The organism is Streptomyces sp. NBC_01298 (assembly GCF_035978755.1).
Taxonomy (GTDB): domain Bacteria; phylum Actinomycetota; class Actinomycetes; order Streptomycetales; family Streptomycetaceae; genus Streptomyces.
This window is the reverse complement of the sequence record NZ_CP108414.1, coordinates 6,871,555-6,894,062: the sequence shown is the minus strand read 5'-3', so window position 1 is coordinate 6,894,062 and position 22,508 is coordinate 6,871,555. Positions and strand designations below refer to the sequence as shown.

Genomic DNA, 22,508 nt, shown 5'->3' with positions numbered 1-22,508 from the left:
TGCACGCCGTCTCCTTCAGGCAGCCTTGCGCGTGGCGAGGAACCGCGCCATGACACTGACCGCGAGGAGTCCGACGATCATCTGGCCAGCGTAGGTCAAGTAGGTCGCGGCGGTCGTCCCTTCGCCCGGGCCGGGGTCCCCGCCCAGCACCGCGGTCATCATCCACATGCCCCAGCACAGGGTCGCCGCCGACCCGGTCCACGCTATGACCAGCGGCCACCACGCCCGCCGGTCACCGCCCTTGGCGAGCAGGACCGCCCCCACCGCGGCGGTCAGCGCGCATATCGCGTGGACGAAGGAGACCGCGCCCGCATCGGAGGAGTACTGCGCGATCTGGTCCGCGTTGTGCCCGGCCGTCCCGCCGAAGGCCCAGTACAGGTGGACCGCCGCCACCACCGCCGCCACCACCGCGGCCACCGCCGCCGCGGCTCCCGCCACCACCCCCGTGGGTGACGGGAGCCGCGGCCCGAGGAGGCCCTGCCAGCGCCGGCCCCAGCGCTCTCGCGCATAGGGCACGAACAGCCCGGCCAGGGCTATGGCCTGGATGATGAAGCCCGGGTAGACCACGTTGAAGACCCATGGATCGAGGAAGGGCGGCTGGGCCTCCCGCTCGACCTCGTCCGGCCCCAGTCCCACCGCCCGCAGGAGGAGCTGGCCGGGGAAGCCCAGGACGATCGGTGTCAGCAGTCCGGTCGCGATGAAGACGGGGGAGAGCAGCAGCCAGGACGGCACGCGCATCCCCCAGGGCCGGGTGAGCAGCAGGACGAGCAGCACCACGCTGGAGTCCATGACCAGCGACAGGGCGTTGAGCACGGTGAAGAACGCGCTGCCCGGCTCCAGGAGCACGCTGCCGTCCGGTATCCCGAGGTGGCTCCCGGCCAGCCAGGCGGTCTTCAGCGTCAGATAGGGCACGGTGGCGACGATGGCCGCCGCCCGCAGGAAACGGTGCCCGGCCCCCGGCCGGGTGGCCGGCGGCTGCGCTCCGCCGGTCGGTCGCGACGTCTGAACGGCTCGTGTGGTCATGGCTCAACGGTCCCGCGTCCGCGCCCCCGCCACCTCCCCCTTGAAGGGGAACCGCCTCCCCCGCCCGGGGGAGGAACCAGGCCCTCCGCCGGGCCGACCCGCCCGCGCCGCCCAGACCACGCGCACCACCCGCGTCGCCCGCACCACCCGCACCACCCGCACCACCCGCACCACCCGCACCACCCGGGGCAACCCCACCGCTACATCCGCCGCGTCACCACCGACAACTGGTCGCGCGCCGCGAACAGCGCCGCCTTGATGCCCCGTTCGTGCCCCGGCGTCAGCCGCGCCACCGGTACCGAGCAGCTCACCGCGTCCCGCGCCGGCGTCCGGTACGGCACCGCCACCCCGAAGCAGCGCAGTCCGAGCGTGTTCTCCTCCCGGTCCACCGCGTACCCCTGCTCCCGCACCAGGGCCAGGTCCTCGATGAGCCGCTCCCGGTCGGTGATGGTGTGCTCGGTGACCGCTTCGAGCCGGCGCGGCAGCAGTGCGCGTACCTCTTCGTCCGTGTGCGTGGCCAGCAGCGCCTTGCCCAGCGCCGTCGAGTGGACCGGCAGCCGCCGCCCGACGCGGGTGAAGGGGCGCAGGTAGTGCTGGGACTGCCGGGTGGCCAGGTAGACCACGCTCGTGCCGTCCAGGCGGGCCAGGTGGATCGTCTCGGTCGTGTCGTCGGAGAGCCGGTCCAGCGTGGGCCGGGCCGCCGCCACCACCTCGTCCCCGTCGATGTACGAGCTGCCGACGAGCAGGGCCCGTACGCCGATGCCGTACCGCGTGCCCGTCGCGTCCGTCTCCACCCAGCCCAGGTTCACCAGGGTGCGCAGCAGCATGTAGAGGCTGGATTTGGGCAGGGAGAGGTCGTTCTGGATGTCTGCGAGGCTGTGCAGCCCCGGTCGGGAGGCGAAGTGCTCCAGCAACAGGACCGTGCGTACCGCCGATTTGACGGCCGCCGACGTTCCCGAGCCCCCCGACTCAGCTGTGGTGGTCATCCGCCTTCGCGCCCCTCTGTCTCTTGCTGTCTCTTGTCAACCCGGAAGACACGGAAATAGAGTCCACGGTGGATGTGATCATTCATCCAACGGAACAGCGTTCACCATACTGAACGCATCCGCGCGGGTCAGCGTAGATCCAGGAGGCAGTTTCGCCATGGCAGCAACACCAGTCTGGAGTGTGGACCCCCGCACCGGGAAGCACCGCGAGCAGGTTGCGGTGGAGGCCACACCCCGGGAGCTGGACGAAGCCGTGCGCGCGGCCCACGCCGCCCGCGGCTCGCTGGCCGACGCGGGGAGGCGCGCCGCCTTCCTGCGCGCCGCCGCCGATCTGCTCGACGAGGCAGCCTCCCACGTCATCGAGGCCGCCGACGCCGAGACGGCGCTCGGCCCCGGCCGGCTCACCGGCGAGCTCGCCCGCACCACGGGCCAGTTCCGCGCCTTCGCCGACGCCGTGGACGAGGGCTCCTACCTCGACGTCCGCATCGACCGGGCCGATCCCACCACCGCCCCGCCCCGCCCGGAACTGCGCCGCTACAAGGTGCCGCTGGGCGTGGTCGCGGTCTACGCCGCCTCCAACTTCCCCCTCGCCTTCTCCGTGCCCGGCGGCGACACCGCCAGCGCGCTGGCCGCGGGCTGCCCGGTCGTGGTCAAGGCGCACCCCGACCACCCGGCCACCTCAGAGCTGTGCGCCTCACTGCTGCGCCGGGCCGCGGTCTCCGCGGGGCTGCCGGCCGAGGTCGTCGCCGTGGTCCACGGGTTCGACGCGGGCCTGGAGCTGATCCGGCACCCGCTGGTCACCGCCGCCGGGTTCACCGGTTCCATCCGGGGCGGGCGGGCCCTGTTCGACGCCGCCGCCGCGCGGCCCGTACCGATCCCCTTCCACGGGGAGCTCGGCTCCCTGAACCCCGTCGTGGTCACCCCGGCGGCCGCCGCCGAGCGCGCCGAGGAGATCGGCGGCGGTCTGGCCGGCTCGGTCACGCTCGGCGTCGGCCAGTTCTGCGTCAAGCCGGGCCTGGTCCTCGTACCGGAGGGCGCGGGCGGGGACCGTCTCGCCGGGGCGCTGACCAAGGCGCTCGGCGAGACGGAGCCCGGGGTGCTCCTCGACCACCGGATGCGGGAGAACTTCGTCGCCGGAGTCCGCGAACGCGCCGCCCTGCCCGGGGTCGACGCGCCCGTCACCCCCGGCGCGGGCGGCGAGCACACCGTCGGCGCGGGCTACCTGAGCGTGCCGGCGCGGACCCTCCTGGAGGGCGGGCCGTACGAGGCGCTCCTGGAGGAGTGCTTCGGCCCCGTCACGGTGCTGGTCCGGTACGCCGACCAGGACGAGGCCGCCGCCGTGCTCGGGCGGCTCCCCGGGAACCTCACCGCGACCCTCCAGCTGTCGGCCGCCGAGGCGGACGGCGGCCCGGGTCCGGCGGCGGAGCTGATCTCCCAGGTCACGACGCTGGCGGGCCGGGTCGTGGTCAACGGCTGGCCGACCGGTGTCGCGGTGGCCCCGGCCCAGCACCACGGGGGCCCCTACCCGGCGGCGACCTCCCACTCCACCTCCGTCGGCGGCACGGCGATCGAGCGCTGGCTGCGCCCGGTGGCCTACCAGTCGGTGCCGGACGCCCTGCTCCCGGCGGAACTCCGCGAGGCCAACCCGCTGAACCTCCCGCGACGGGTCACGGGAGGCTAGGGCTGCCGTTCGGATGCGGATGCTCATGCGGATGCGAATCCGCATCGGGATCGGGATCGGGATCAGGATCAGCAGCTGGATCGGCAGCTGGATCCGGATCCCGATCCAGCTGCCGACGCGGACGCGGACGAGGCCCGGCGGACCCTGTCAGCCGTTCAGGACCCGGGCCTTCTCCGTGGCGAACTCCTCGTCGGTGAGCAGGCCCTGGGCCTTCAGTTCGGCCAGTGCGGTGAGCTGCCCGACCCTGTCGACCGCGGCCACCGGCGCGGCGGCGGCCTGCGGGGGCTGCTGCTGGGTCTGCTGCGCCTGCCAGGCCTGCTGCTGCGCGGCCGCCTGGGCGGCGGCCTGGTTGACGAGGGCCTGCTGCTCGGCGTCCGCCGCGGCCTGCGCCTGCGCGCTGCGTTCGGCCTGGCCGCGCTGCATCCGGCCCGAGACGGCGGTGGCCGTGCCCGCCACGACCGCGGTGCGGGCCATCGCGCCCAGCAGACCCGGGCGCCCCATGCGTCGACGCATGACTCTCCTCCTACTTCTCGGTCAGGGCGGCGACGGCTCGTTCGACGCCGTCCCGTGGAACGCGTTCCATGAAGAGCACCTGCCCGTTGGACTCCCGCACCGCCGAGGCCAGGCGCGTGGCCCAGGCGTTCTCCCACACCACCACGAGGGCGGAGGACTCCGGAGCGAGGCCCTGCGCCACGGTCTCCAGGTCCTCGTCGCTCAGCAGGTCGAACTCCTCGCCGAGCACCCGCTCGAACTGATCGGCCACCTCGGAGTCGGCGAGCTCCACCACGGAGACCGCGCCGTCCCGCTCCTTGCGGACGAACGTGAGGTCGAGGATGCGCACCACTCCGCTCTCCTGGAGCTCGCGCAGGGCCGGGGCGACATCGCCGTTGAACCGATTGCCGTCGAAGGCGACCACGGCGACGTCCACCGGGCCGATCGATTCGGCCGTAAGAGCTGCACCAGCAGGCATGAGCAAAACCCCTTCCATAGCGCAAGAAATCACCGCAAAAGGGATCTTACTCGGCGGAGCTGACACCGCATCGCGAGGCGGCTCGGGGGCCGGACCGGAGCCCGCCCGGGGCAAATTGCGTTGCGGCCCGCCGACCGGGGACGGCACCCTCGGCCCCATGCCGAAACCCCATGGATTCTCGTACGAACAGCGGGGCGACCAGAGCGTCGTCATCACCCACCAGGGCCGGTCCGCGGCCACCCTGCGCGGCGGGCGGGCCGCCGCGTTCCTGGCCGAGGTCGAAGGCGGCGACGCCCAGCTCGTGATGGCGCGCTGGACCGGCTCCTACAAGTTCGGCAACGAACGGACGGCCAGGAACCACCCCCGCAACCGCGGCCGCGTCTGAGGCACGGGCGGCACACGAGGGGGACGCGGATGCCACGTGACCGGGCCGCGAGTGGGACGCGAGTGGGACGCGAGTGAAGAACCGGGAAACCGGGTGAAAGTAAGGGAACGGCAAAGCCACCTCGGTCGTTCTCCCGGCATGACCGCTATGACCCCTGGTTCCAACCTGCCGCTCAATGCCGTCCGCGTGACGGTGGACGTGGCTGCCCCGGTGCGGCTCGACGTGTCCGCGCTGCTCCTCGCCGCCGACGGCAAGGTGCGTTCCGACGCCGATTTCATCTTCTTCAACCAGCCGTCCGGCCCCGGCGTCACCTACCGCTCGGGCGGCGGCACGGCACCGGACTCGATCACCGTGGACACCGGTGCGGTCCCGCCCGGCATCGAGCGGATCGTCATCACCGCCAGCCCGGACGCCGCGGGCCAGACCTTCCAGGGCATCGAGCCCACCGCCACCGTGCGGGACGCCGGCGGCGGAGCGGTGATCTCCTCCTTCACCCCGCCGCGGCTCGGCACGGAGACCGCCCTGGTGGTCGTCGAGGTCTACCAGCGCGGCGGCGTGTGGAAGGTCCGCGCGGTCGGCCAGGGGTACGCGAACGGCCTCGCCGGCATCGCGACCGACTTCGGGGTCTCGGTGGAGGACGAGCCGGCTCCGGCGGCCGCCGCCCCCGCACCCGTCGCCCCGGCCCCCGTAGCCCCGCCCGTGCCGCCGGCTCCCCCGGCGCCGCCCACGTACGCGGCCTCACCCTGGCTCACCAGCGGCGCGCCCGGCGTCACCCCGGCACCCGCCCCGGTCGCCCCCGCGCCGGTCGCCGCTCCCGCCGCCTCCCCCGCACCCGGTGCCGGGAAGATCAACCTCGACAAGGGCCGGGTCAGCCTCCAGAAGAACCAGACCGTCTCCCTGGTCAAGGGCGGCCGCCCGCTGCTCTCCCAGGTCAAGATGGGCCTCGGCTGGGAGCCCGCGTTCCGCGGCCGGGACATCGACCTGGACGCCTCGGTCATCGCCTACGGCCCGCAGCGCAATCACATCGACAGCTGCTACTTCGGCAAGCTCTCCATCCTGGGCGGCTCCGTCAAGCACTCCGGCGACAACCTGACCGGCGAGGGCGCCGGCGACGACGAGGTGATCGTCGTGGACCTCGGCCGGCTGCCCGCGGAGGCGACGGGCCTCGTCTTCACGGTCAACTCCTTCTCCGGCCAGAAGTTCACCGAGGTGGCGAAGGCCTATTGCCGCCTCATCGACGCCGCGACCAACGAGGAACTGGTCCGCTTCGACCTCACCAGCGCCGAACCGCAGACCGGCGTGATGATGGCCAAGCTGATCAAGCAGTTCTCGGGCGAATGGGAGATGACGGCCATGGGCGAGTTTGTGAAGTCGCGCACAGTGCGGGGCATGGTCAAACCGGCCGCACAGGCACTCTGAGCAGGTGGGCGGGCACATGGAGCGACGGAGGCCCTTCCCGGGTGATCTGTTCCACCTCTAATACGGAGGTGGCTGTCAGTGCCCGCCCGTAGCCTTGGAACCATGCACCAGACACTCCAGCCCGCGGGCCCCGCGCGCCCGTCCGCCGCCGAGGCGAACGAGGCGATCCGGCAGCTCGTCGAGAGCCGGGTGGACGGCGAGTGGCCCTCCGAGGCGTACGAGTTCCTCCTCGAAGAGTGGGCCGCGGCCAGCCGCGCCGAAGCTCAGTAACCGAACAGACGAACAGACGAACATGTGAGACGACGAGAAGAGCCGCCGGGCCCGAGGCCCCGGCGGCTCTTCTCATGTCACCGCTCCCGGATCAGCGCCCGCGCCGCCACGGTCCCGTGACGGCCAGCATGATGCCCGGGTCCTGGATGTTGACGAACAGCGTCCGCCCGTCCGGGGAGAAGCAGACGCCCGTGAACTCCGAGTACTCCGGCTCCTCGGCCGTCCCCATGTTCATCTCGTTGCGGGCCAGCGGGTACGTGCGCCCCGACTCGGTCGCGCCGAAGAGGTGCTGCAGCCCCGAGCCGTCCTCGGCGATGACCAGGCCGCCGTACGGGGAGACCGTGATGTTGTCCGGGCCGTCGTACCCGCCCTCCACCGACGGGTCGGCGTTCACGCCGAGCAGGACCTGCAGCCGCACCGTGCGCCGCTTGGGGTCGTAGAACCACACCTGGCCGTCGTGGGCCGCGCCCGGGCTCTCCTCGCGGGCGTAGGAGGAGACGAAGTACGCCCCGCCGTCGGCCCACCACATGCCTTCCAGCTTGCGCGCGCGGGTCACCGCCGCCTCTCCGAACTGCTTGCGCACGGCCGCGGTGCGCGCGTCGCGGTCCGGGACCGGAATCCAGTCCACCCCGTAGGTGGTCCCGATCCTCGTCGCCCGCGAGAGGTCGTCGACGAACAGTCCCGCGCTGTCGAAGCACTTGGCGGCCGCCAGCACACCGGCGTCGTCGGCGAGGGTACGGAGCTTGCCGCGCCCGTGGCGGAAGCCGCTCGGCGGGGTCCAGCGGTAGAGCAGCCCGTTGGGGCCGGAGGCGTCCTCCGTGAGGTAGGCGTGGCCCTGCCGCGGGTCGATGACCACGGCCTCGTGGGCGTACCGGCCGAAGGCCCTGATCGGCTTCGGGTCGAGGTTGGCCCGGCGGTCGTGCGGGTCCACCTCGAAGACGTAGCCGTGGTCCTTGGTCATCCCGTTCTTGCCGGCGAGGTCCTCGTTCTCCTCGCAGGTCAGCCAGGTGTCCCAGGGGGTGGAGCCGCCCGCGCAGTTGGTCGACGTACCGGCGATGCCCACCCACTCGGCGACCTCGCCGCCGCGCCGGACCTCGACGACCGTGCAGCCGCCGGCCGCGCCCGGGTCGTAGACGAGGCCCTCGGTCAGCGGGACGGGGTGCTTCCAGCTCGTGCGGGGGCCCTTCAGCTCGTGGTTGTTGACGAGGAGGGTGACGCCCCGGTGGCCCTCGAAGGCGGCGGTGCCGTCGTGGTTGGAGGGGGTGCTCTCGCCCGAGTCGAGTGCGGTGACACCGCTGTGGGTGATCACGCGGTACGTGAATCCGGCGGGGAGGGCCAGGATGCCGGCCGGGTCGGCGACGAGCGGACCGTAGCCGGGCCCGTGACCGTGGCCCCGACCCTGGTCCTGGCCCTGTTCCAGGTCGGTGTCCTGCCGCGCGCCGTCGTCCGCGGCGAGGGCGCCGGGGGCCGTGGCGAGTGCGCCGACCGTTCCGGTGAGCGTGACTCCCGCACCCGCCAGTGCGGTGCGGGTGGTGAAATCTCTGCGGCTGAGCGGCATCGGGTCTCCAGGGGTGGGGAGGTGCTGCGCCTGTCGTGCGGTCGTCGGCGCACACGCTGTCGCCCGCACGTGAACGCCGACTGAACTACCCGCGAAAACGAATCGACCCCTTGACCGGTGCCACCGTTGGCCGACTCCCTTTCGGGAACGGCCGGTTACCAGCGCCTCATACGCCCCGGGAACGCGCCTTGAACGCGGCCTTGCGGGCCTCCTTGGCGGCCTTCTTGTCGGGGTGCAGCCGCCCCATCGCCTCCAGCACGTGGGCCGTCGCCGGGTGCTCCACCCGCCAGGCCTGCTCGAAGAACCCGGCGTGATGGGCGGTCAGCGACTGGATCAGGAGCGGCAGCTCCGCCTCGGCGCCCTCCCCGGCCCCGGCTCCCCCGCCGTCCGCACCGCCCGTCGCGAGCTGCGCCGCGATCGTGTCGACCGTCAGCCAGAACACCATCTCCTCGTCCGGCGCCGGTACGTCGGCCACCCCGCGCTCGGCCAGCCAGACCCGGGCGAGCCCGCCGAGCTCCGCGTCGTCCAGTACCGCGCGGACGGCCGGCTCGGCCTCCGCTCCGGCCGGGGCGAGGGCCTGCTGGCAGCGCAGCCGGCGCAGCGGGCCGCCCGCGTCGGCCCCGCGCGCGGCGGCGAGCAGCTCCGCCGCGGCTTCGGGTACGGGGCGGCCGGCCAGCCACTGTTCGATCTCGGCCTCGGCGGCGGCCTCGGAGTAGTGGGAGACCACGTCGAGCAGGACGTCCGCGCCCTTGCCGGCGAGTTCGCCGACGGCCGGGGCCTCGACGCCCGCCTCCAGCATGCGCGCCCGGATGCCGTACAGCCCGAGCGGGGTCAGGCGCACCAGCCCGTACCGGGAGACGTCCTCCTCGTCGGGGGCGGACCCGGAGCCCGCGCCGGCCGTGAGGAAGTCCTCGTCCTCGGCCTCCGCCATCAGCTCCTCGTCGACGGGGCGGAACTCGACGAGGCCGATCGGCTCCAGCTGCCGGAACTGGTCGTCGAGGCGCATCATCGCGTCCGAGACCTGCTCCAGGACGGCGTCGGTGGGATCTCCCATGTCGTCCGGCACCACCATCGAGGCGGCGAGCACCGGGAGCGGCACCGGCCCGTCGGCCGTGCCGCCTTCGGCCACGGCGAGCAGGTAGAGGTTGGCGAGGACCCCGTCGAGGAAGTCGGCCTCGCGGCGCGGGTTCCAGTCGAGCTGGTCGAAGTCGATCTCGCCACCCGCGTCGAGGGCGTCGACGAGGTCGTCCAGGGCGGGCACCGCCGCGTCCGCGAGGACGGTGTCCAGGGCCGCCAGCCACAGGTCGAGCACGTCGCCCGGGGTTCCACCGGTCACCAGCGCCAGATCCTCGCCGGGCTCGGCGGTGCCGAACTCCCGGTCGTCCCCGTCCGCTTCCCCCGGGTCGGCCACGTCCTCCTCCGGCTCGGTGACCTCGACGAGGCCGGTGTCGACGGCCACCCGCCAGGCCTGACTCGCGTGCGCGGCGGAATCCTCGTCGGCGGGGTCGAGGCCCAGCAGGGCCACGGCCTCGGGCAGCTGCCCGGGGACGAGCTCGCCACCGGTGTCCACCCGGGTGTCCGGTCCGGCCCAGCGGGCGAGGCGCACGGCACGGGCGAACAGCGGGGCGGCCAGGGCGTCGCGGGCCAGTTCCGCGTCGGGGAGCAGCCGTACCGGCGGCAGCGTGGGGTGCGAGTCTGCGGACATGGGGCGGTTCTCCTCGCGGGCACGGGCGGTTCGCGTACGGGTGGTTCGGGTGGTTCGCGTACGGGTGGTTCGGGTGCTTCGGGTACGGGTCGTACGGCGCCCCAGAGTAGACGCATTTCGGGCGGTCCCGGCGGCCACTCCCCTTTGGTTCATCCCACAGTCAACCCCCGTCTTCCCTGTAGGGCTTGACAACTTTGCCGGGCACGAAGGAAATTGACGCGCGTAGATATCTGCTTCCCCCTCCACACACCGGAGTTCCCGCCCATGCGCTCCTCGCATCCCCGTTCCGCCGCCGTCGCGGCCCTCGTCGCCACCGCGCTGGCCACCGGCCTGCTCGCGGGCACCGCCGACGCGGCCGAAGGCGCCGTGTCCGCCGATCCGATACGCATCCACGACATCCAGGGCACGACCCGGATATCCCCGCTGGTCGGCAAGCAGGTCGCCGACGTGGCGGGCATCGTCACGGGCGTCCGTACGTACGGTTCGCGCGGCTTCTGGATCCAGGACCCGGACACCGACGACGACGACGCCACCAGCGAGGGCGTGTTCGTCTTCACCAGCTCGGTCCCGACCGTCGCGGTCGGCGACGCGGTCACCGTTTCCGGCCTGGTCGGCGAGTACATCCCCGGCGGCGTCGCCTCCGGCAACCAGTCGGTCACGCAGATCTCCAAGCCCGTCGTGACCGTGGTCTCCTCCGGCAACGCGGTGCCCGCGGCCACCTCCGTCAACGAGTACTCGGTCCCCTGCGCGTACGCCCCGGACGGCGACGCGGCGGCCGCCGGCAGCATCAACGGCCTGGCCCTGGAGCCCTCGCGCTACGCCCTGGACTACTACGAGTCCCTCGAGGGCATGAACATCGCGATCGGCAACGCGCGCGTGGTCGGCGCCACCGACCCGTACGCCGAGCTGTGGGTGACCGTGAAGGGCTGGGAGAACAACACCAAGCGCGGCGGCACGCTCTACGGTTCGTACGACTCCCAGAACACCGGCCGCCTCCAGATCCAGCAGCTCGCGCCCCTCGCGCAGCAGCCGTTCCCGGTGGCCAACGTCGGCGACAAGCTGACCGGCCCCACCGAAGGCCCGCTGGACTTCAACCAGTTCGGCGGCTACACCCTGGTGGCGCGCACCCTCGGCACGGTCAAGGCGGGCACCCTCGCCGCCGAGAAGACCAAGCCGCAGGCCGAGAAGGAACTCGCGGTGGCCACGTACAACGTGGAGAACCTCGACCCGTCCGACCCGCAGGAGAAGTTCGACAACCTGGCGAAGGCCGTCGTCGAGAACCTCGCCTCCCCCGACATCCTCGCCCTGGAGGAGATCCAGGACGACAACGGCGCCAAGAACGACGGCACGGTGTCGGCCGAGGCCACCCTGACGAAGTTCACCCAGGCCATCGCGGCCGCGGGCGGCCCGGCCTACCAGTGGCGGAGCGTCAACCCGGAGGACAAGAAGGACGGCGGCGAGCCCGGCGGCAACATCCGCCAGGTGTTCCTCTTCAACCCGGAGCGGGTCTCCTTCACCGAGCGCGCCCCGGGCGACGCGGTGACGGCGACCGGTGTGGTGACGGAGCAGGGCAAGGCCGCCCTGACCCACTCCCCCGGCCGGATCGACCCGGCGAACCCGGCCTGGGTGGACAGCCGCAAGCCGCTGGCCGGCGAGTTCGTCTTCCGCGGCAAGACGGTCTTCGTGATCGCCAACCACTTCGGTTCCAAGGGCGGCGACCAGGGCCTGACCTCCTCGACCCAGCCCCCGGTCCGCTCGTCCGAGGCCAAGCGGCTGCTGCAGGCGCAGGCCGTGAACGGGTTCGTGAAGGACATCCTGGCGGTGGAGAAGAAGGCCGCGGTCCTCGTGGTCGGCGACATCAACGACTTCGAGTTCTCGGACACGACGAAGGCGCTGGAGGACGGCGGCGCGCTGTACGCGGCGGTCAAGTCGCTCCCGAAGCCGGAACGTTACTCGTACGTCTACCAGGGCAACGCCCAGGTCCTGGACCAGATCCTGACGAGCCCGGGCGTCAAGCAGTTCAGCTACGACAGCGTGCACATCAACGCGGAGTTCTCCGACCAGAACAGCGACCACGACCCGCAGGTCGTGCGCTTCCGCCCGTAGCGGCGGCGTCGAAGGGGCCGGGCCGCACCGCCGCCCGGCCCCTTTGGCATGATCCCCGCATGATCTTCCGCACCGCGACGCGCCAGGACCTGCCCGCCGTACTCGCCCTGCTGGCCCAGGACGAAGACCCGGAGCCGGCGGGGTCCGCGGCCGGCACCGGGACTCCGGCCCCGGAGCCGGTCTCCGAGGCCCACGAGCGGGCCTTCGCCGCGATCACGGCGGACCCGCGCAACGAGATGCTGGTCCTGGAGGAGGACGGGGACCTCGTGGGCTGCCTGCAGCTGACGTACATCCCGGGTCTCGGCCGGGGCGGGCGGGAGCGGGCCCTCGTCGAGGCGGTACGGATCCGCGCGGACCGGCGGGGCGGGGGGCTCGGGGCCCGGCTGATGGAGCTGGCGGCGGACCGGGCCCGCGAGCGCGGCTGCGGCCTGATCCAGCTCACCAGCAACAAGCGGCGCACCGCCGCGCACCGCTTCTACGAGCGGCTGGGCTACGCCCGGAGCCACGAGGGCTTCAAGCTGCCGCTGGCCTAGCGGGGAGGGCGGCCGGGACCGGAGTCCGGACGGTCGGAACCCCAGGACGGGACCCCAGGACGGGACCTTTGGCCCTGGCGTGACGCTCAGCACATCCCTACCCATTCGGGCGGTTCTGGTGTTGAGTGTCCCCACGCCCGATCTTGTACCGCACTCCAGCACTCCTTTGGAGGACCGCGTGTTCCCCTCCATTTCCCTCGCTCAGGAAATCGGCATCGCCGTCCTGCTCGTGGCCGCCGCCGTCTGGCTGATCGGCCTCGGCCACATGCTGTGGGACAGCCGCTTCCACCACCCGGAACCAGGCGCCTTCGAAGGTCTCTCGATCATCCCCGCCCAGCGCGGCGCCTCCGTCCACCCGATGGAGTCGGTGGAACTGACCGAAGCGGAGCAGCAGGCCTTCGCCGGCCTGGTCCGCACGATCCCCCTGCACTGACGCCGCCGGCCGGATCCCCGGCCCGCGCGGCCCCCGCGTGCGCGAAGTCCCTCCCCCGCTCGGGGCGGGAGGGCTCTCACCACGCACGACGCCCTCCCACCCCCGTCGGGGTGGGAGGGCGTCGTGCGTGACCGGACCGGGGTCGGTCAGTTGTGGCTGTGCAGGACCTCGTTCAGGCCGCCCCAAGCCGCCTTGTACGGGCGGGCCTCGACGGCGCCGGTGACCGAGTTGCGGCGGAAGAGGATGTTGTCGGCGCCGGAGAGCTCCAGGGCCTTGACGACCTGGCCGTCCGGCAGGGTGACGCGGGTGCCGGCGGTGACGTAGAGGCCCGCCTCGACGACGCACTCGTTGCCCAGCGCGATGCCGATGCCCGCCTCGGCGCCGATCAGGGTGCGCTCGCCGATCGAGATGATCTGCTTGCCGCCGCCCGACAGGGTGCCCATCGTGGACGCGCCGCCGCCGATGTCGGAGCCGTCGCCGACCACGACGCCCGCGGAGATCCGGCCCTCGACCATGGAGGTGCCCAGGGTGCCGGCGTTGAAGTTGACGAAGCCCTCGTGCATGACGGTGGTGCCCTCGGCGAGGTGCGCGCCCAGGCGGACCCGGTCCGCGTCGGCGATGCGCACGCCCTTGGGGGCGACGTAGTCCGTCATCCGCGGGAACTTGTCGATCGAGGTGACCTGGAGGTGCAGGCCCTCGGCGCGGGCGTTCAGGCGGACCGTCTCGACCTGGTCGATCGCGACCGGGCCCAGCGAGGTCCAGGCGACGTTGGCCAGCAGGCCGAAGACGCCGTCCAGGTTCTGGCCGTGCGGCTTGACCAGGCGGTGGCTGAGCAGGTGCAGGCGCAGGTACGCGTCGTGCGCGTCCAGCGGCTTGTCCTCCAGGGAGGCGATCACGGTGCGGACGGCTACGACCTCGACGCCGCGGACCGCGTCCTGGCGGATCGCCTTGGGCGCGGTGGCCCCCAGCAGCTCCACGGCCTGCTCGGCGGTGAGGCGCTCGGTCCCGGCCGGGCCGGGCTCGGCGACCAGCTGGGGGGCGGGGAACCAGGTGTCGAGGACGGTGCCGTCGGCGGTGATGGTGGCAAGTCCGGCGGCGACGGCGCCGGTGGTACGCGTAGCAGTCATGCCCGAAACCTAACCGGCGACGGCCCGCGGTCGCGAACCGGTCTCATGTGCCGGGCGCGGGTCGTGTCGCGCCGGGGCCTCCGCGGGCCCCGGTACGAGCCCCGGCTCGGGCTCCCGCGCCGCGAGCGCCTCCCCCGCAGGTCGCGGCTCCCGCGCCACCCGTACCGACATCCACAGCACCGCCCCGCCCGCCCCCGCCGCCAGCGCCGCGCACAGCGGCCACAGCAGCCCGGGCGCCGCGGAGTACAGGGCCCCGCCGAGCGGCCCGCCGAGGACGACGCCACTGGCCGAGACCCCGGCGTACAGGCTCTGGAACAGCCCGATGGCGTGTGCGGGCGCCTGGTCGGCGACGTAGGCGGTGGCCGTCGTCTTGTAGAGGATCTCCCCGAGGCTCAGCAGCAGCATCATCGCGACGGCCGCCGCGATCCCGGGCCCGAGCAGCAGGGCTCCGTACCCGGCGCCGACGAGCAGCAGCCCGACGCCGATGACGCGCAGGGGCGGCCGGGTGCGCAGGGCGACGGCGGCCGGGAGTTCCAGGACGAGGATGACGGCTCCGTTGAGCGCGATGATCAGCCCGTAGGCGGCGGTGGAGAACCCGTGGGCGGCGAGGTACACGGGGAAGGTCGTGTACTGCTGGCGGTAGATCACGTCGACGACCAGGACCGCGACCAGCATGACGAGGACGGCCGGCCTGGTACGGAGCTCCCCCCACACACCGCGGCCCCGACCCCCGTCCGGGGCCGCGGTGGGGGTGTTCGCGGCGCCGCGCGCCGGTACGACGCGGGCGGTCCACAGGGCGAAGACCAGGATGCCCGCGCCGTCGCAGACGAAGAGCCAGTCGTAGGAGAGGCCCGTCGCGATCAGGGCGCCCAGCGGCGCGCCGAGGGTGAAGCCGCCGTTGGAGACGCAGCGCACGACGGCGAAGGCCTGCCGGCGCACCCCCTCCGGGACGATCACCGCGACGAGCGCGGCGTTGGCGGAGCGGATCGAGCCGATGGCGTACTGGGCCGGCGGCAGTGCGGCGTAGAGCACGGCGGTGGGCAGTGCGGGCAGCAGGACGAGGGCGCCGCCCGCGAGCGCGGACGCGACGAGCAGGACGCGGCGGTGGCCGAAGCGGTCCCCGAACCCGCCGCCCGTGAAGTTGCCCGCGACCAGGCCGATGCCGCCGATTCCGGTGATCAGGCCGGCCTCGGAGACGGAGAGGCCGCGCGGACCGGTCAGGTACACGAAGACGAAGACGAAGGTGAAGCTGGACACGGCATTGACGAAGACACCCGGCAAGAGCAGCCACACCGCTCTCGGCACGTCCTTGAATCCTTGCAGCACCAGCCGACCCCCGAGTTAGTTCCCTTTGGGAACTAACTGTGCCAGCATGGCAACCTCGGGTCAACGGACAAAGGAGTGCCATGGCCCAGCGCACGCACCTCGACGACGCGGACTGCTCCATCGCCCAGGCGCTCGACGTCGTGGGCGACTGGTGGACGCTGCTGATCGTCCGCGACGCCGCACGCGGGGTGGACCGATTCGACGAGTTCCAGCGCGAACTGGGCATGTCCCGCAAGGTCCTGACGGAGCGGCTGAAACTGCTCGTCGAGGCGGGCGTCCTGACCCGCGAGCCGTACCAGGAGCGGCCGGTGCGCCACGCGTACCGACTGACCCCGCGCGGACGCGGCCTGCTGCCGGTGCTCGTCGCCCTCCAGGACTGGGGGGACCGATGGATCCTGGGAGAGGGAGAGATGACGGCGACGACCGAAGAGGCTTCGCGCGAGGCGGTCCGGGTCCACGCGCTGCGCGGCACCCGGCTGCCGGAGCTCTCGCTGCCGGACCGGTTCGGCGAGCTCCGCGACCCGGTGGCGGACACTCCCTTCACCGTCCTGTACGGCTTCCCGGGCGCGTTCGCCCGGTCCGAGTCCTACCCGCCGGGGTGGGCCGGGATCCCCGGGGCGCGGGGGTGCATCCTGGAATCGTGCACCTACCGGGACCAGCTCGGGGAGTTCACGGCAGCGGGCGCGACGGTGCACGGGGTGTCGACCCAGCGGCCGGACGAGCAGCGGGAGTTCGCGGAGGCCGAGGGGCTCCGCTTCCCCCTCCTCTCCGACGCGGAGCTGACCCTGGTGACGGCGCTGCGGCTGCCGACGTTCCGGGCGGGGGGCATCAGCCGGCTGAAGCGCCTGACGCTGGTGGTGGACCGCGACCGGACCGTCCGCGAGGTCTTCTACCCGGTCCAGGACATCGAGGCGAGCGTGGCCGCCGCCCTGGAGGCGGTCCGCGGCGCGTAGCCGGGGCCGGTCGGGCGCCGCCCGGGCCACGCTTCGGCCGCCGCCCGGGACGCCACCCGCACCACCGCCGGGCCACCACGCGCGCCACCGCCCGGGACGCCACCGCGCCGCCGCGCCGCCGCCCCGCCCGGCGTCAGGCCCGCAGCACCCGCCGCAGGACCTCGCAGGCGTACGCCCGGTCGTACTCCGCCCCCGTCAGCAGCACCTGCAGGCTGATCCCGTCCATGACCGCCACCAGCGCCCGCGCCGTGGCCGGGTCCGTCCGCGCGGACAGGGCCGTGGAGACGGCCTCGCACCATGCGGCCGCCACGGGCCGCAGCGCGGGACGGCGCAGGGCCTCCAGGTAGAGCTCGTACTCCAGCTCCGCCCGCGCCCGGTCCGCCCCCAGGAACTCGCCGAGCAGGCCGGCCAGGGCTCCCGCCAGGTCCGCGGCCGGATCGGCCAGCGCCGCGGAGTCCGCCACCGCCCGGGCGAAGCCCTCGTTGGCCTGTCGCAGCGCCGCGACCAGGAGGTCGTCCAGGGTCTTGAAGTGGTACGTCGTGGAGCCGAGCGGCACGTCGGCCTCCGCGGCCACGCTGCGGTGACTGAGCCCGGCGATGCCCCGGGCGCCGACCACCCGGATGGCCGCGGCGATGATCCGGTCCCGCCGGTCCGGGTCGTAGCGGCGCACGGAGCCGGCCATCAGCGGACGGCGCCCGTAAGGGCGGCGGCGGGCGACAGACGAGGCATGCGTACGACAGTACACACGCGGGCACCCGCGCACCGCCGGCCACATCGCGGCGCGGTCCGGCCGGATCCCCCGGCACCCGTCGATGCCCTGCCGGAACTCCGGCGGGGCATCAGTGCGTGGTCCCCATCAGTGCGTGGTCCCCCCGAGGTTCAGCAGCACGACCCCGGCGATCACCAGCACGATGCCGCCGATCTTCGCGGCCGTCGCGGCCTCCCCCATGAAGACCATGCCGATCGCGGCGATCGCGGCCGTGCCCACGCCGGCCCAGATCGCGTACGCCGTCCCCACCGACATCGACTTCAGCGTCTGCGCGAGCAGGGTGAAGGCGATGACGTAGCCCACCAGCGTGATCAGCGAGGGCCACAGCTTCGTGAAGCCCTCGCTGAACTTCATGGCGGTGGTGCCGGCGACCTCCGCGGCGATGGCGGCGGCGAGCAGTATGTAGGGCATGCGTACGACAGTACACATCGTTATGGACGGTCGTACATATCCGCGTGTCCCCGGGACTTCCCCGGCCCCTGCCGCTACGGTGTCGGCGCGGCGGCACCGGGGCGCTCGCACCGGGGGACGGGAGATCCGCATGACCCAGGACGGAGCGAGGGAGGGGTCGCTGTGGACGCCCTGGGGCGGCGGCTGGCTGCCCCCGCAGGCTCCCCGGCCCGGGGTCATCGCCCTGCGGCCGCTCACCCCCGGCGAGATACTCGGCGGCGCCTGCGCCGCCCTCGCCCGCTACGGGGTCCGCCTCGCCGCAGCCATGCTCCTCGGCCAGCTCGGCGCGCTGCTGCTGGTCGCCGCCACCGTCCTGACCGCGCTCGCGCTGCACGCCCGGCCCGTCGACGCCCTGCTTCCGGCCGCGGCCCTGGCCACCCTGCTGACCTGCGCCCTGGCCGCCGCCCTGACGGGAGCCGCGCTCCGCCCGGCGGTACTGGGCCGCCCCGCGACCGCCCGTACGCTGCTGCGCGCCGCCGGCCCCCGCTGCGCGGCCGTCCTCGGCACCCAACTCCTGGTACTCGGAGCCGTGGCCGGACCGGGCGCAGCCGTCCTGGCCGCCGGGCTGTCCCCGCTCCTGGCGGCGGCCACCCTGCCGGCCGCACTCGGATGCGGGGTCCTGTTCGCGCTCGCGCCCACGGTCGCGGCCTGCGAGGGGCTCGGCCCGCTCGGCGCCCTGCGCCGCTCGGCCCGTCTGGTGCGCGGGGCCTGGTGGCGCACGCTCGGCCTCACCGCACTCGCCGCCGCGCTCGCGCTCGCGGCGGCGTACGCCGTCCAGCTGCCCTTCGCCTTCGCCGGGGCGCTCAGTCTGATCCCGGCTGTGGACGGCGGTTTCGTGCACGCGGTCCTCACCGCACTCGGCGGGATGCTCGCGCAGACCCTGCTGCTCTGCTTCCCGCAGCTCACCGCCGGCCTGCTCTACGCAGACCGGCGGATCCGCCGCGAGGGCCTGGCCGAGGAGCTCACCAGGCAGTCGGCGCCATCAGGGGGGGTCAGTTCAGCGTGAACCAGGCCGCGCGGGACTTCTTCCACTCCGGGTGGGTGAGGTCCTTCGCCTCGATGCCGTCGCCGTACAGGTCGGCGGAGCCGCTGTCGGTGATCAGCTGCACCCGCGCGCCCGCGACCGACAGGTCGGGAACCGCCACGATGGCTTCCCAGCCGCCGGGGTCGGTGGTCGGCAGGTCGGCCCGCTTGACCGGGGCGTGGGCCGGGACGCCGTCCCACTGGTAGAGGGCGTAGGGGTCGGAGTTGTCGTCCGCCGCCCAGGAGCCCGCCAGGATCAGGTACTGGTCGGCGGCGTTCTTGCGGATGTCGCGGATCGCGAGCCCGCCCAGGTCGAGCTCGATGCCCGCGCCGAAGGTGGCCTTGGTCCCGCTGGAGATCACCTTGTCGAAGTTGGTCACCGGCACGACCAGCGCCTTGCCGCCGATCACCGCCGGGGCCAGCGGGGCACGGAAGCCCAGGTAGGCGGTGGTGGTGGAACCGGGAGCGAACTCCAGGCCCTCCACGTTGAACCCGTCGATCTGCTTCGGCGCCTCACCGGCGGCCGTACCGGCGGCGAAGCCGTAGCGGTTGCCGTTCGCCGTGTCCCAGGCGACCAGGTCGTCACGGAGCTTCTTGTACGAACGCCCGTACGCGAGCTGCGCGGTGGAGCCCGAGCCGCTCAGCGTGGTGGTGAACACCGTGTTGCGGGGCGCCTTGTACTCGCCGTCCTTGTTGTTGCCGAGCGAGCCCGTCCAGTAGATGGTGCCGCCGATCAGGGTCGCGCCCTCGATGTCCACCTCCTTGGTGACACCGAGCTGCGAGCTGAAGTCCCAGGTCCGCACCGGCGCGGCCGAGCCCGCGCGGTCGTACAGGCGCAGCACGTTGCTCTCGTCGTCGGCGACGACCGTATAGCCGCCGCCGACGTCCACGGCGGCCGAGGAGTCGGAGGCGCCGGTGAAGTAGCGCGCCTCGGCCGGGTTCTGCACCGCCGCGGAGGCCGCGAAGTACAGGGTCTTGGTGGCGGTCTTGCCGCCCAGCCCGGTCACCTTGACGGTGAGGTTGGTGTAGCCGCGGCCGCGCGCGGCGACCGCCAGCTTGCGGACCGCGCCGGTCCCGGTGACGCTCACGTCGCCGGTCCCGGCGACCGTGGCCTTGCTGGAGGCCGAGGCGCTCACGGTGAGCGCGGAGACGTCCGCGCCGCTCTGCGCCACGGTCACGTCCACCGTCGGGTCACCCGTCGCGCCTACGGCACCGGACAGGTAGGAGGCGGACAGCGAGATGGTGGGCGTACCGTACGTCACCGCCTGCGCGGGCATCGTCGTGGCGGCGAGCAGCAGCGCGGCGATGCCGGCGGCCCCGAGGTACGTCTTCTTCATCGTCTTCCCATGCTGCGTGTTCATCGGTGACCTCCGCGAATCGGGCTGAGCGCGAACCATCCGGACCGGGACTTCTTCCACTCCGGGTGGTCGAGGTCCTTGGCCTCGGTGCCGTCGCCGTACAGGTCGGCGGAGCCGCTGTCGGTGATCAGCTGGACGGGGGCTCCGGGCACCCGCAGGTCGGGTACGGAGACCACGGCTTCCCAGCCGCCGGGGTCGGTGGTCGGCAGGTCGGCCCGCTTGACCGGGGCGTGGGCCGGGACGCCGTCCCACTGGTAGAGGGCGTAGGGGTCGGAGTTGTCGTCCGCCGCCCAGGAGCCCGCCAGGATCAGGAACTGGTCCGCCGCGTTCTTGCGGATGTCGCGGATCGCGAGCCCGCCCAGGTCCATCTCGACGGGCTCGCCGAATACCGGCTTGGCCGCGCCGGCCACGACCTGGTCGATGTTGGTGACGGGCACGACCAGTGCCTTGCCGCCGGGTACGGCGGGGGCCAGCGGGGCACGGAAGCCCAGGTAGGCGGTGGTGGTGGAACCGGGGGCGAACTCCAGGCCCTCGACGTTGAACCCGTCGATGCTCTTGGGGATCTTGCCGGCCGCCGTGCCCGCCGCGAAGCCGAAGCGGTTCCCGTTGGCCGTGTCCCAGGCGATCAGGTCCTCGCGCAGGCCCTTGTAGGCGGAGCCGAAGACGATCTCGGTGTCGGCGCCCGATCCGGTGATCCGGGTGGTGAAGACGGTGTTGCGCTCGGCCTTGTACTTGCCGTCCTTGTTGTTGCCGAGCGAGCCCGTCCAGTAGACGGTGTCGCCGACCCGGGCGGCGGCCTCGATGTCGGCTTCCTTCTTGATGCCGAGCGCGGGGCCGAGGTCCCAGGTCTTCACGGGGGCGCCCGAGCGCAGCCGGTCGTACAGGCGCAGCACGTTGGTCTCGTCGTCGGCCACCAGCGCGTAGCCGCCGCCGACGTCCACGGCGGCCGAGGAGTCGGCGGAGCCCGTGAGGTAGCGGGTGGTGAGGGCGCCCGTGCCCACCCGCGCCGAAGCGGCGTAGGAGAGGGTGGCCGTGGCCGTCCCGCCGCCGCGGCCGGTCACCCGGAGCGTCAGGTCGGTATAGCCCTGGGCCCGCGGGTGGACGGTCAGTTCGCGGTCGCCCTGCCAGGTCCGCACGATGCGTACGTCGCCGGGCCCGGCGACCGCCGGGTTGCTGGAGGAGAGGACCTCGACCTTGAGGAAGGCGGCGGGTATCCCCTCCTGCGCGATGTCCACGGTGACGGCCGGGTCGCCGATCGCGCCGACGGCCCCCGACAGGTGCCCGGCGGAGAGCGCGATGGTCGGTTCGGCGACGGCTTCCTGGGCGGCGTGGGCGGGCGCGGCCAGTCCGGCGGCGAGCAGGGCAGCGGCCCCGGCGGCTCCCACGGCACCGAGGCGGCGTGCCGGTGAAAGGCGAACGGTCAACGGAGGTCCTCTCGTCTGCGCCGTCACGTTGTGACGGGCCGTCGAGAAGATTCGGCCACCATGGCCAACTCCCGGTGCACGCGGGCGGTCCGACGGGAAAACAGACGACCCCCGGCACACCGGTGCCGGGGGTCGTCCGTTCACTCGGCCGTCAGGCGGCCGTCGTGCGGGTCTTACATGGGGCGGGCGTCGATCAGACGTTGAACCCGAGCGCGCGCAGCTGCTCGCGGCCGTCGTCCGTGATCTTGTCCGGGCCCCACGGCGGCATCCACACCCAGTTGATGCGCAGTTCGCTGACGATGCCGTCCGTGGCCGACTTCGCCTGGTCCTCGATGACGTCCGTCAGCGGGCAGGCCGCCGAGGTGAGGGTCATGTCGAGGGTGGCGATGTTCGCGTCGTCGACGTGGATGCCGTAGATCAGGCCCAGGTTGACGACGTCGATGCCCAGCTCGGGGTCGACCACGTCGTAGAGGGCCTCGCGGACCTCTTCCTCGGTGGCCGGCTTGATGGACGCCTCGGGCGTCGCGTTCTCGGTCATGCCGTCTTCCTCTCGGCGTCGCCCAGTGCCTGGGCGGTCGCGTCCTTCCACGCCATCCAGCTCAGCAGGGCGCACTTCACCCGGGCCGGGTACTTGGAGACGCCGGCGAACGCGACCGCGTCCTCCAGCACCTCCTCCATGGCCTCGTCGGGCTCCATCTTGCCCTTGGACTGCATCAGCTCCAGGAAGACTTCCTGGATCTTCCGCGCCTCGCCCAGCTCCTTGCCGACGAGCAGCTCGTTCAGTATCGACGCGCCGGCCTGGCTGATGGAGCAGCCCTGGCCCTCGTACGAGATGTCCGTGAGGGTCTCGCCGTCGTACTTCACGCGCAGGGTGATCTCGTCACCGCACGTCGGGTTGACGTGGTGCACCTCGGCGTCGCCGTCGCGCAGGCCTCGCCCGCGCGGGTGCTTGTAGTGGTCCAGGATCAGTTCCTGGTACAGGGATTCCAGCTTCACTGCGCCCTCGTCG

Annotated in this window: 23 protein-coding genes; 9 read left to right on the top strand and 14 right to left on the bottom strand. The window is 72.9% G+C overall.

Features of this window, described 5'->3' with window-relative positions; genetic code table 11:
- Positions 1–15 precede the first annotated feature (15 nt).
- Together OG730_RS31335 and OG730_RS31330 are read right to left on the bottom strand one after the other, a co-directional pair.
- Positions 16–1,023 (bottom strand): hypothetical protein, encoded by a 1,008-nt coding sequence (locus OG730_RS31335; RefSeq protein ID WP_327307376.1) that lies wholly within the window; start codon positions 1,021–1,023, stop codon positions 16–18.
- Positions 1,024–1,223: 200 nt separating this feature from the next.
- A complete protein-coding gene (locus OG730_RS31330) occupies positions 1,224–2,009 on the bottom strand; it encodes an IclR family transcriptional regulator (RefSeq protein WP_327307375.1) in 786 nt (261 codons plus the stop codon).
- Between the two features lie 157 nt (positions 2,010–2,166).
- On the opposite strand from OG730_RS31330, the gene OG730_RS31325 reads away from it, so the two are divergent.
- Positions 2,167–3,690, top strand: a complete 1,524-nt coding sequence (locus OG730_RS31325) for an aldehyde dehydrogenase (NADP(+)) (protein ID WP_327307374.1) — start codon at positions 2,167–2,169, stop codon at positions 3,688–3,690.
- Positions 3,691–3,837: 147 nt separating this feature from the next.
- Here the strand turns inward: OG730_RS31325 and OG730_RS31320 are convergent, their stop codons facing one another.
- Both OG730_RS31320 and OG730_RS31315 read right to left on the bottom strand, forming a co-directional pair.
- Positions 3,838–4,203: an SHOCT domain-containing protein gene (locus OG730_RS31320; protein WP_327307373.1), complete on the bottom strand. Its 366-nt coding sequence runs from the start codon at positions 4,201–4,203 to the stop codon at positions 3,838–3,840.
- Positions 4,204–4,213: 10 nt separating this feature from the next.
- Entirely contained in the window at positions 4,214–4,660 is a 447-nt protein-coding gene (locus tag OG730_RS31315; RefSeq protein ID WP_327307372.1) for a DUF6325 family protein, read from the bottom strand.
- A gap of 157 nt (positions 4,661–4,817) precedes the next feature.
- Between OG730_RS31315 and OG730_RS31310 the strand changes: the two genes are divergently transcribed.
- The 3 genes from OG730_RS31310 to OG730_RS31300 all read left to right on the top strand — a co-directional run bounded on the left by OG730_RS31310 (position 4,818) and on the right by OG730_RS31300 (position 6,734).
- The gene (locus OG730_RS31310) at positions 4,818–5,045 is read left to right on the top strand and encodes a hypothetical protein (protein WP_327307371.1); all 228 of its coding nucleotides are present in this window, start codon (positions 4,818–4,820) and stop codon (positions 5,043–5,045) included.
- A gap of 147 nt (positions 5,046–5,192) precedes the next feature.
- The gene (locus tag OG730_RS31305) at positions 5,193–6,464 is read left to right on the top strand and encodes a TerD family protein (protein WP_327307370.1); all 1,272 of its coding nucleotides are present in this window, start codon (positions 5,193–5,195) and stop codon (positions 6,462–6,464) included.
- A gap of 102 nt (positions 6,465–6,566) precedes the next feature.
- Positions 6,567–6,734 (top strand): hypothetical protein, encoded by a 168-nt coding sequence (locus OG730_RS31300; RefSeq protein ID WP_243338429.1) that lies wholly within the window; start codon positions 6,567–6,569, stop codon positions 6,732–6,734.
- Between the two features lie 91 nt (positions 6,735–6,825).
- Here OG730_RS31300 and OG730_RS31295 read toward each other — a convergent pair whose 3' ends face one another.
- Both OG730_RS31295 and OG730_RS31290 read right to left on the bottom strand, forming a co-directional pair.
- Complete coding sequence (locus OG730_RS31295) at positions 6,826–8,292, bottom strand: alkaline phosphatase PhoX (RefSeq protein WP_327307369.1); 1,467 nt, start codon at positions 8,290–8,292, stop codon at positions 6,826–6,828.
- 166 nt (positions 8,293–8,458) lie between these two features.
- Complete coding sequence (locus OG730_RS31290; protein WP_327307368.1) at positions 8,459–9,997, bottom strand: hypothetical protein; 1,539 nt, start codon at positions 9,995–9,997, stop codon at positions 8,459–8,461.
- A gap of 264 nt (positions 9,998–10,261) precedes the next feature.
- On the opposite strand from OG730_RS31290, the gene OG730_RS31285 reads away from it, so the two are divergent.
- The 3 genes from OG730_RS31285 to OG730_RS31275 all read left to right on the top strand — a co-directional run bounded on the left by OG730_RS31285 (position 10,262) and on the right by OG730_RS31275 (position 13,069).
- Positions 10,262–12,103, top strand: a complete 1,842-nt coding sequence (locus tag OG730_RS31285; protein WP_327307367.1) for a DUF8508 domain-containing protein — start codon at positions 10,262–10,264, stop codon at positions 12,101–12,103.
- A 59-nt stretch (positions 12,104–12,162) separates the two neighbouring features.
- Entirely contained in the window at positions 12,163–12,636 is a 474-nt protein-coding gene (locus tag OG730_RS31280; RefSeq protein ID WP_327307366.1) for a GNAT family N-acetyltransferase, read from the top strand.
- Positions 12,637–12,814: 178 nt separating this feature from the next.
- On the top strand, positions 12,815–13,069 hold the full coding sequence (locus tag OG730_RS31275) for a hypothetical protein (RefSeq protein WP_327307365.1): 255 nt from the start codon (positions 12,815–12,817) through the stop codon (positions 13,067–13,069).
- 146 nt (positions 13,070–13,215) lie between these two features.
- Here the strand turns inward: OG730_RS31275 and dapD are convergent, their stop codons facing one another.
- Both dapD and OG730_RS31265 read right to left on the bottom strand, forming a co-directional pair.
- On the bottom strand, positions 13,216–14,196 hold the full coding sequence (dapD, locus tag OG730_RS31270; protein ID WP_327307364.1) for a 2,3,4,5-tetrahydropyridine-2,6-dicarboxylate N-succinyltransferase: 981 nt from the start codon (positions 14,194–14,196) through the stop codon (positions 13,216–13,218).
- Positions 14,197–14,205: 9 nt separating this feature from the next.
- Positions 14,206–15,501, bottom strand: a complete 1,296-nt coding sequence (locus OG730_RS31265) for an MFS transporter (protein WP_442815062.1) — start codon at positions 15,499–15,501, stop codon at positions 14,206–14,208.
- A gap of 101 nt (positions 15,502–15,602) precedes the next feature.
- On the opposite strand from OG730_RS31265, the gene OG730_RS31260 reads away from it, so the two are divergent.
- The gene (locus OG730_RS31260; protein WP_327307363.1) at positions 15,603–16,475 is read left to right on the top strand and encodes a winged helix-turn-helix transcriptional regulator; all 873 of its coding nucleotides are present in this window, start codon (positions 15,603–15,605) and stop codon (positions 16,473–16,475) included.
- Between the two features lie 133 nt (positions 16,476–16,608).
- Here the strand turns inward: OG730_RS31260 and OG730_RS31255 are convergent, their stop codons facing one another.
- On the bottom strand, positions 16,609–17,157 hold the full coding sequence (locus OG730_RS31255) for a TetR/AcrR family transcriptional regulator (protein WP_327307362.1): 549 nt from the start codon (positions 17,155–17,157) through the stop codon (positions 16,609–16,611).
- A gap of 174 nt (positions 17,158–17,331) precedes the next feature.
- On the bottom strand, positions 17,332–17,655 hold the full coding sequence (locus tag OG730_RS31250; protein WP_267821749.1) for a DMT family transporter: 324 nt from the start codon (positions 17,653–17,655) through the stop codon (positions 17,332–17,334).
- 130 nt (positions 17,656–17,785) lie between these two features.
- On the opposite strand from OG730_RS31250, the gene OG730_RS31245 reads away from it, so the two are divergent.
- Entirely contained in the window at positions 17,786–18,700 is a 915-nt protein-coding gene (locus tag OG730_RS31245) for a hypothetical protein (RefSeq protein WP_327307361.1), read from the top strand.
- Here the strand turns inward: OG730_RS31245 and OG730_RS31240 are convergent.
- From OG730_RS31240 to sufU, 4 genes are all read right to left on the bottom strand, one after another.
- Positions 18,687–20,078, bottom strand: coding sequence for a DUF3616 domain-containing protein (locus OG730_RS31240; protein ID WP_442815061.1), 1,392 nt, complete (start codon positions 20,076–20,078; stop codon positions 18,687–18,689). The two genes, OG730_RS31245 and OG730_RS31240, sit on opposite strands and share 14 nt — an antisense overlap.
- Positions 20,075–21,499, bottom strand: coding sequence for a DUF3616 domain-containing protein (locus tag OG730_RS31235; RefSeq protein ID WP_442815060.1), 1,425 nt, complete (start codon positions 21,497–21,499; stop codon positions 20,075–20,077). Before OG730_RS31235 ends, OG730_RS31240 begins: the two co-directional genes overlap by 4 nt.
- A 193-nt stretch (positions 21,500–21,692) precedes the next feature.
- Positions 21,693–22,037 (bottom strand): metal-sulfur cluster assembly factor, encoded by a 345-nt coding sequence (locus OG730_RS31230; protein WP_073913993.1) that lies wholly within the window; start codon positions 22,035–22,037, stop codon positions 21,693–21,695.
- Positions 22,034–22,495: a Fe-S cluster assembly sulfur transfer protein SufU gene (sufU, locus tag OG730_RS31225; RefSeq protein ID WP_327307360.1), complete on the bottom strand. Its 462-nt coding sequence runs from the start codon at positions 22,493–22,495 to the stop codon at positions 22,034–22,036. The genes OG730_RS31230 and sufU overlap by 4 nt, the downstream gene beginning before the upstream one ends.
- Positions 22,496–22,508 lie beyond the last annotated feature (13 nt).

What these genes read in the sequence shown, in the direction of transcription:
- OG730_RS31295 (WP_327307369.1), bottom strand. Translation starts at nt 8,292, where the DNA reads ATGCCGCTCAGCCGCAGAGATTTCACCACCCGCACCGCACTGGCGGGT.
- OG730_RS31320 (WP_327307373.1), bottom strand. Translation starts at nt 4,203, where the DNA reads ATGCGTCGACGCATGGGGCGCCCGGGTCTGCTGGGCGCGATGGCCCGC.
- OG730_RS31260 (WP_327307363.1), top strand. Translation starts at nt 15,603, where the DNA reads ATGGCCCAGCGCACGCACCTCGACGACGCGGACTGCTCCATCGCCCAG.
- OG730_RS31280 (WP_327307366.1), top strand. Translation starts at nt 12,163, where the DNA reads ATGATCTTCCGCACCGCGACGCGCCAGGACCTGCCCGCCGTACTCGCC.
- OG730_RS31335 (WP_327307376.1), bottom strand. Translation starts at nt 1,023, where the DNA reads ATGACCACACGAGCCGTTCAGACGTCGCGACCGACCGGCGGAGCGCAG.
- OG730_RS31310 (WP_327307371.1), top strand. Translation starts at nt 4,818, where the DNA reads ATGCCGAAACCCCATGGATTCTCGTACGAACAGCGGGGCGACCAGAGC.
- OG730_RS31240 (WP_442815061.1), bottom strand. Translation starts at nt 20,078, where the DNA reads ATGAACACGCAGCATGGGAAGACGATGAAGAAGACGTACCTCGGGGCC.
- OG730_RS31305 (WP_327307370.1), top strand. Translation starts at nt 5,193, where the DNA reads ATGACCCCTGGTTCCAACCTGCCGCTCAATGCCGTCCGCGTGACGGTG.
- OG730_RS31330 (WP_327307375.1), bottom strand. Translation starts at nt 2,009, where the DNA reads ATGACCACCACAGCTGAGTCGGGGGGCTCGGGAACGTCGGCGGCCGTC.
- OG730_RS31245 (WP_327307361.1), top strand. Translation starts at nt 17,786, where the DNA reads ATGACCCAGGACGGAGCGAGGGAGGGGTCGCTGTGGACGCCCTGGGGC.
- OG730_RS31255 (WP_327307362.1), bottom strand. Translation starts at nt 17,157, where the DNA reads ATGGCCGGCTCCGTGCGCCGCTACGACCCGGACCGGCGGGACCGGATC.
- OG730_RS31250 (WP_267821749.1), bottom strand. Translation starts at nt 17,655, where the DNA reads ATGCCCTACATACTGCTCGCCGCCGCCATCGCCGCGGAGGTCGCCGGC.
- OG730_RS31230 (WP_073913993.1), bottom strand. Translation starts at nt 22,037, where the DNA reads ATGACCGAGAACGCGACGCCCGAGGCGTCCATCAAGCCGGCCACCGAG.
- dapD (WP_327307364.1), bottom strand. Translation starts at nt 14,196, where the DNA reads ATGACTGCTACGCGTACCACCGGCGCCGTCGCCGCCGGACTTGCCACC.
- OG730_RS31300 (WP_243338429.1), top strand. Translation starts at nt 6,567, where the DNA reads ATGCACCAGACACTCCAGCCCGCGGGCCCCGCGCGCCCGTCCGCCGCC.
- OG730_RS31290 (WP_327307368.1), bottom strand. Translation starts at nt 9,997, where the DNA reads ATGTCCGCAGACTCGCACCCCACGCTGCCGCCGGTACGGCTGCTCCCC.
- OG730_RS31325 (WP_327307374.1), top strand. Translation starts at nt 2,167, where the DNA reads ATGGCAGCAACACCAGTCTGGAGTGTGGACCCCCGCACCGGGAAGCAC.
- OG730_RS31315 (WP_327307372.1), bottom strand. Translation starts at nt 4,660, where the DNA reads ATGCCTGCTGGTGCAGCTCTTACGGCCGAATCGATCGGCCCGGTGGAC.
- OG730_RS31285 (WP_327307367.1), top strand. Translation starts at nt 10,262, where the DNA reads ATGCGCTCCTCGCATCCCCGTTCCGCCGCCGTCGCGGCCCTCGTCGCC.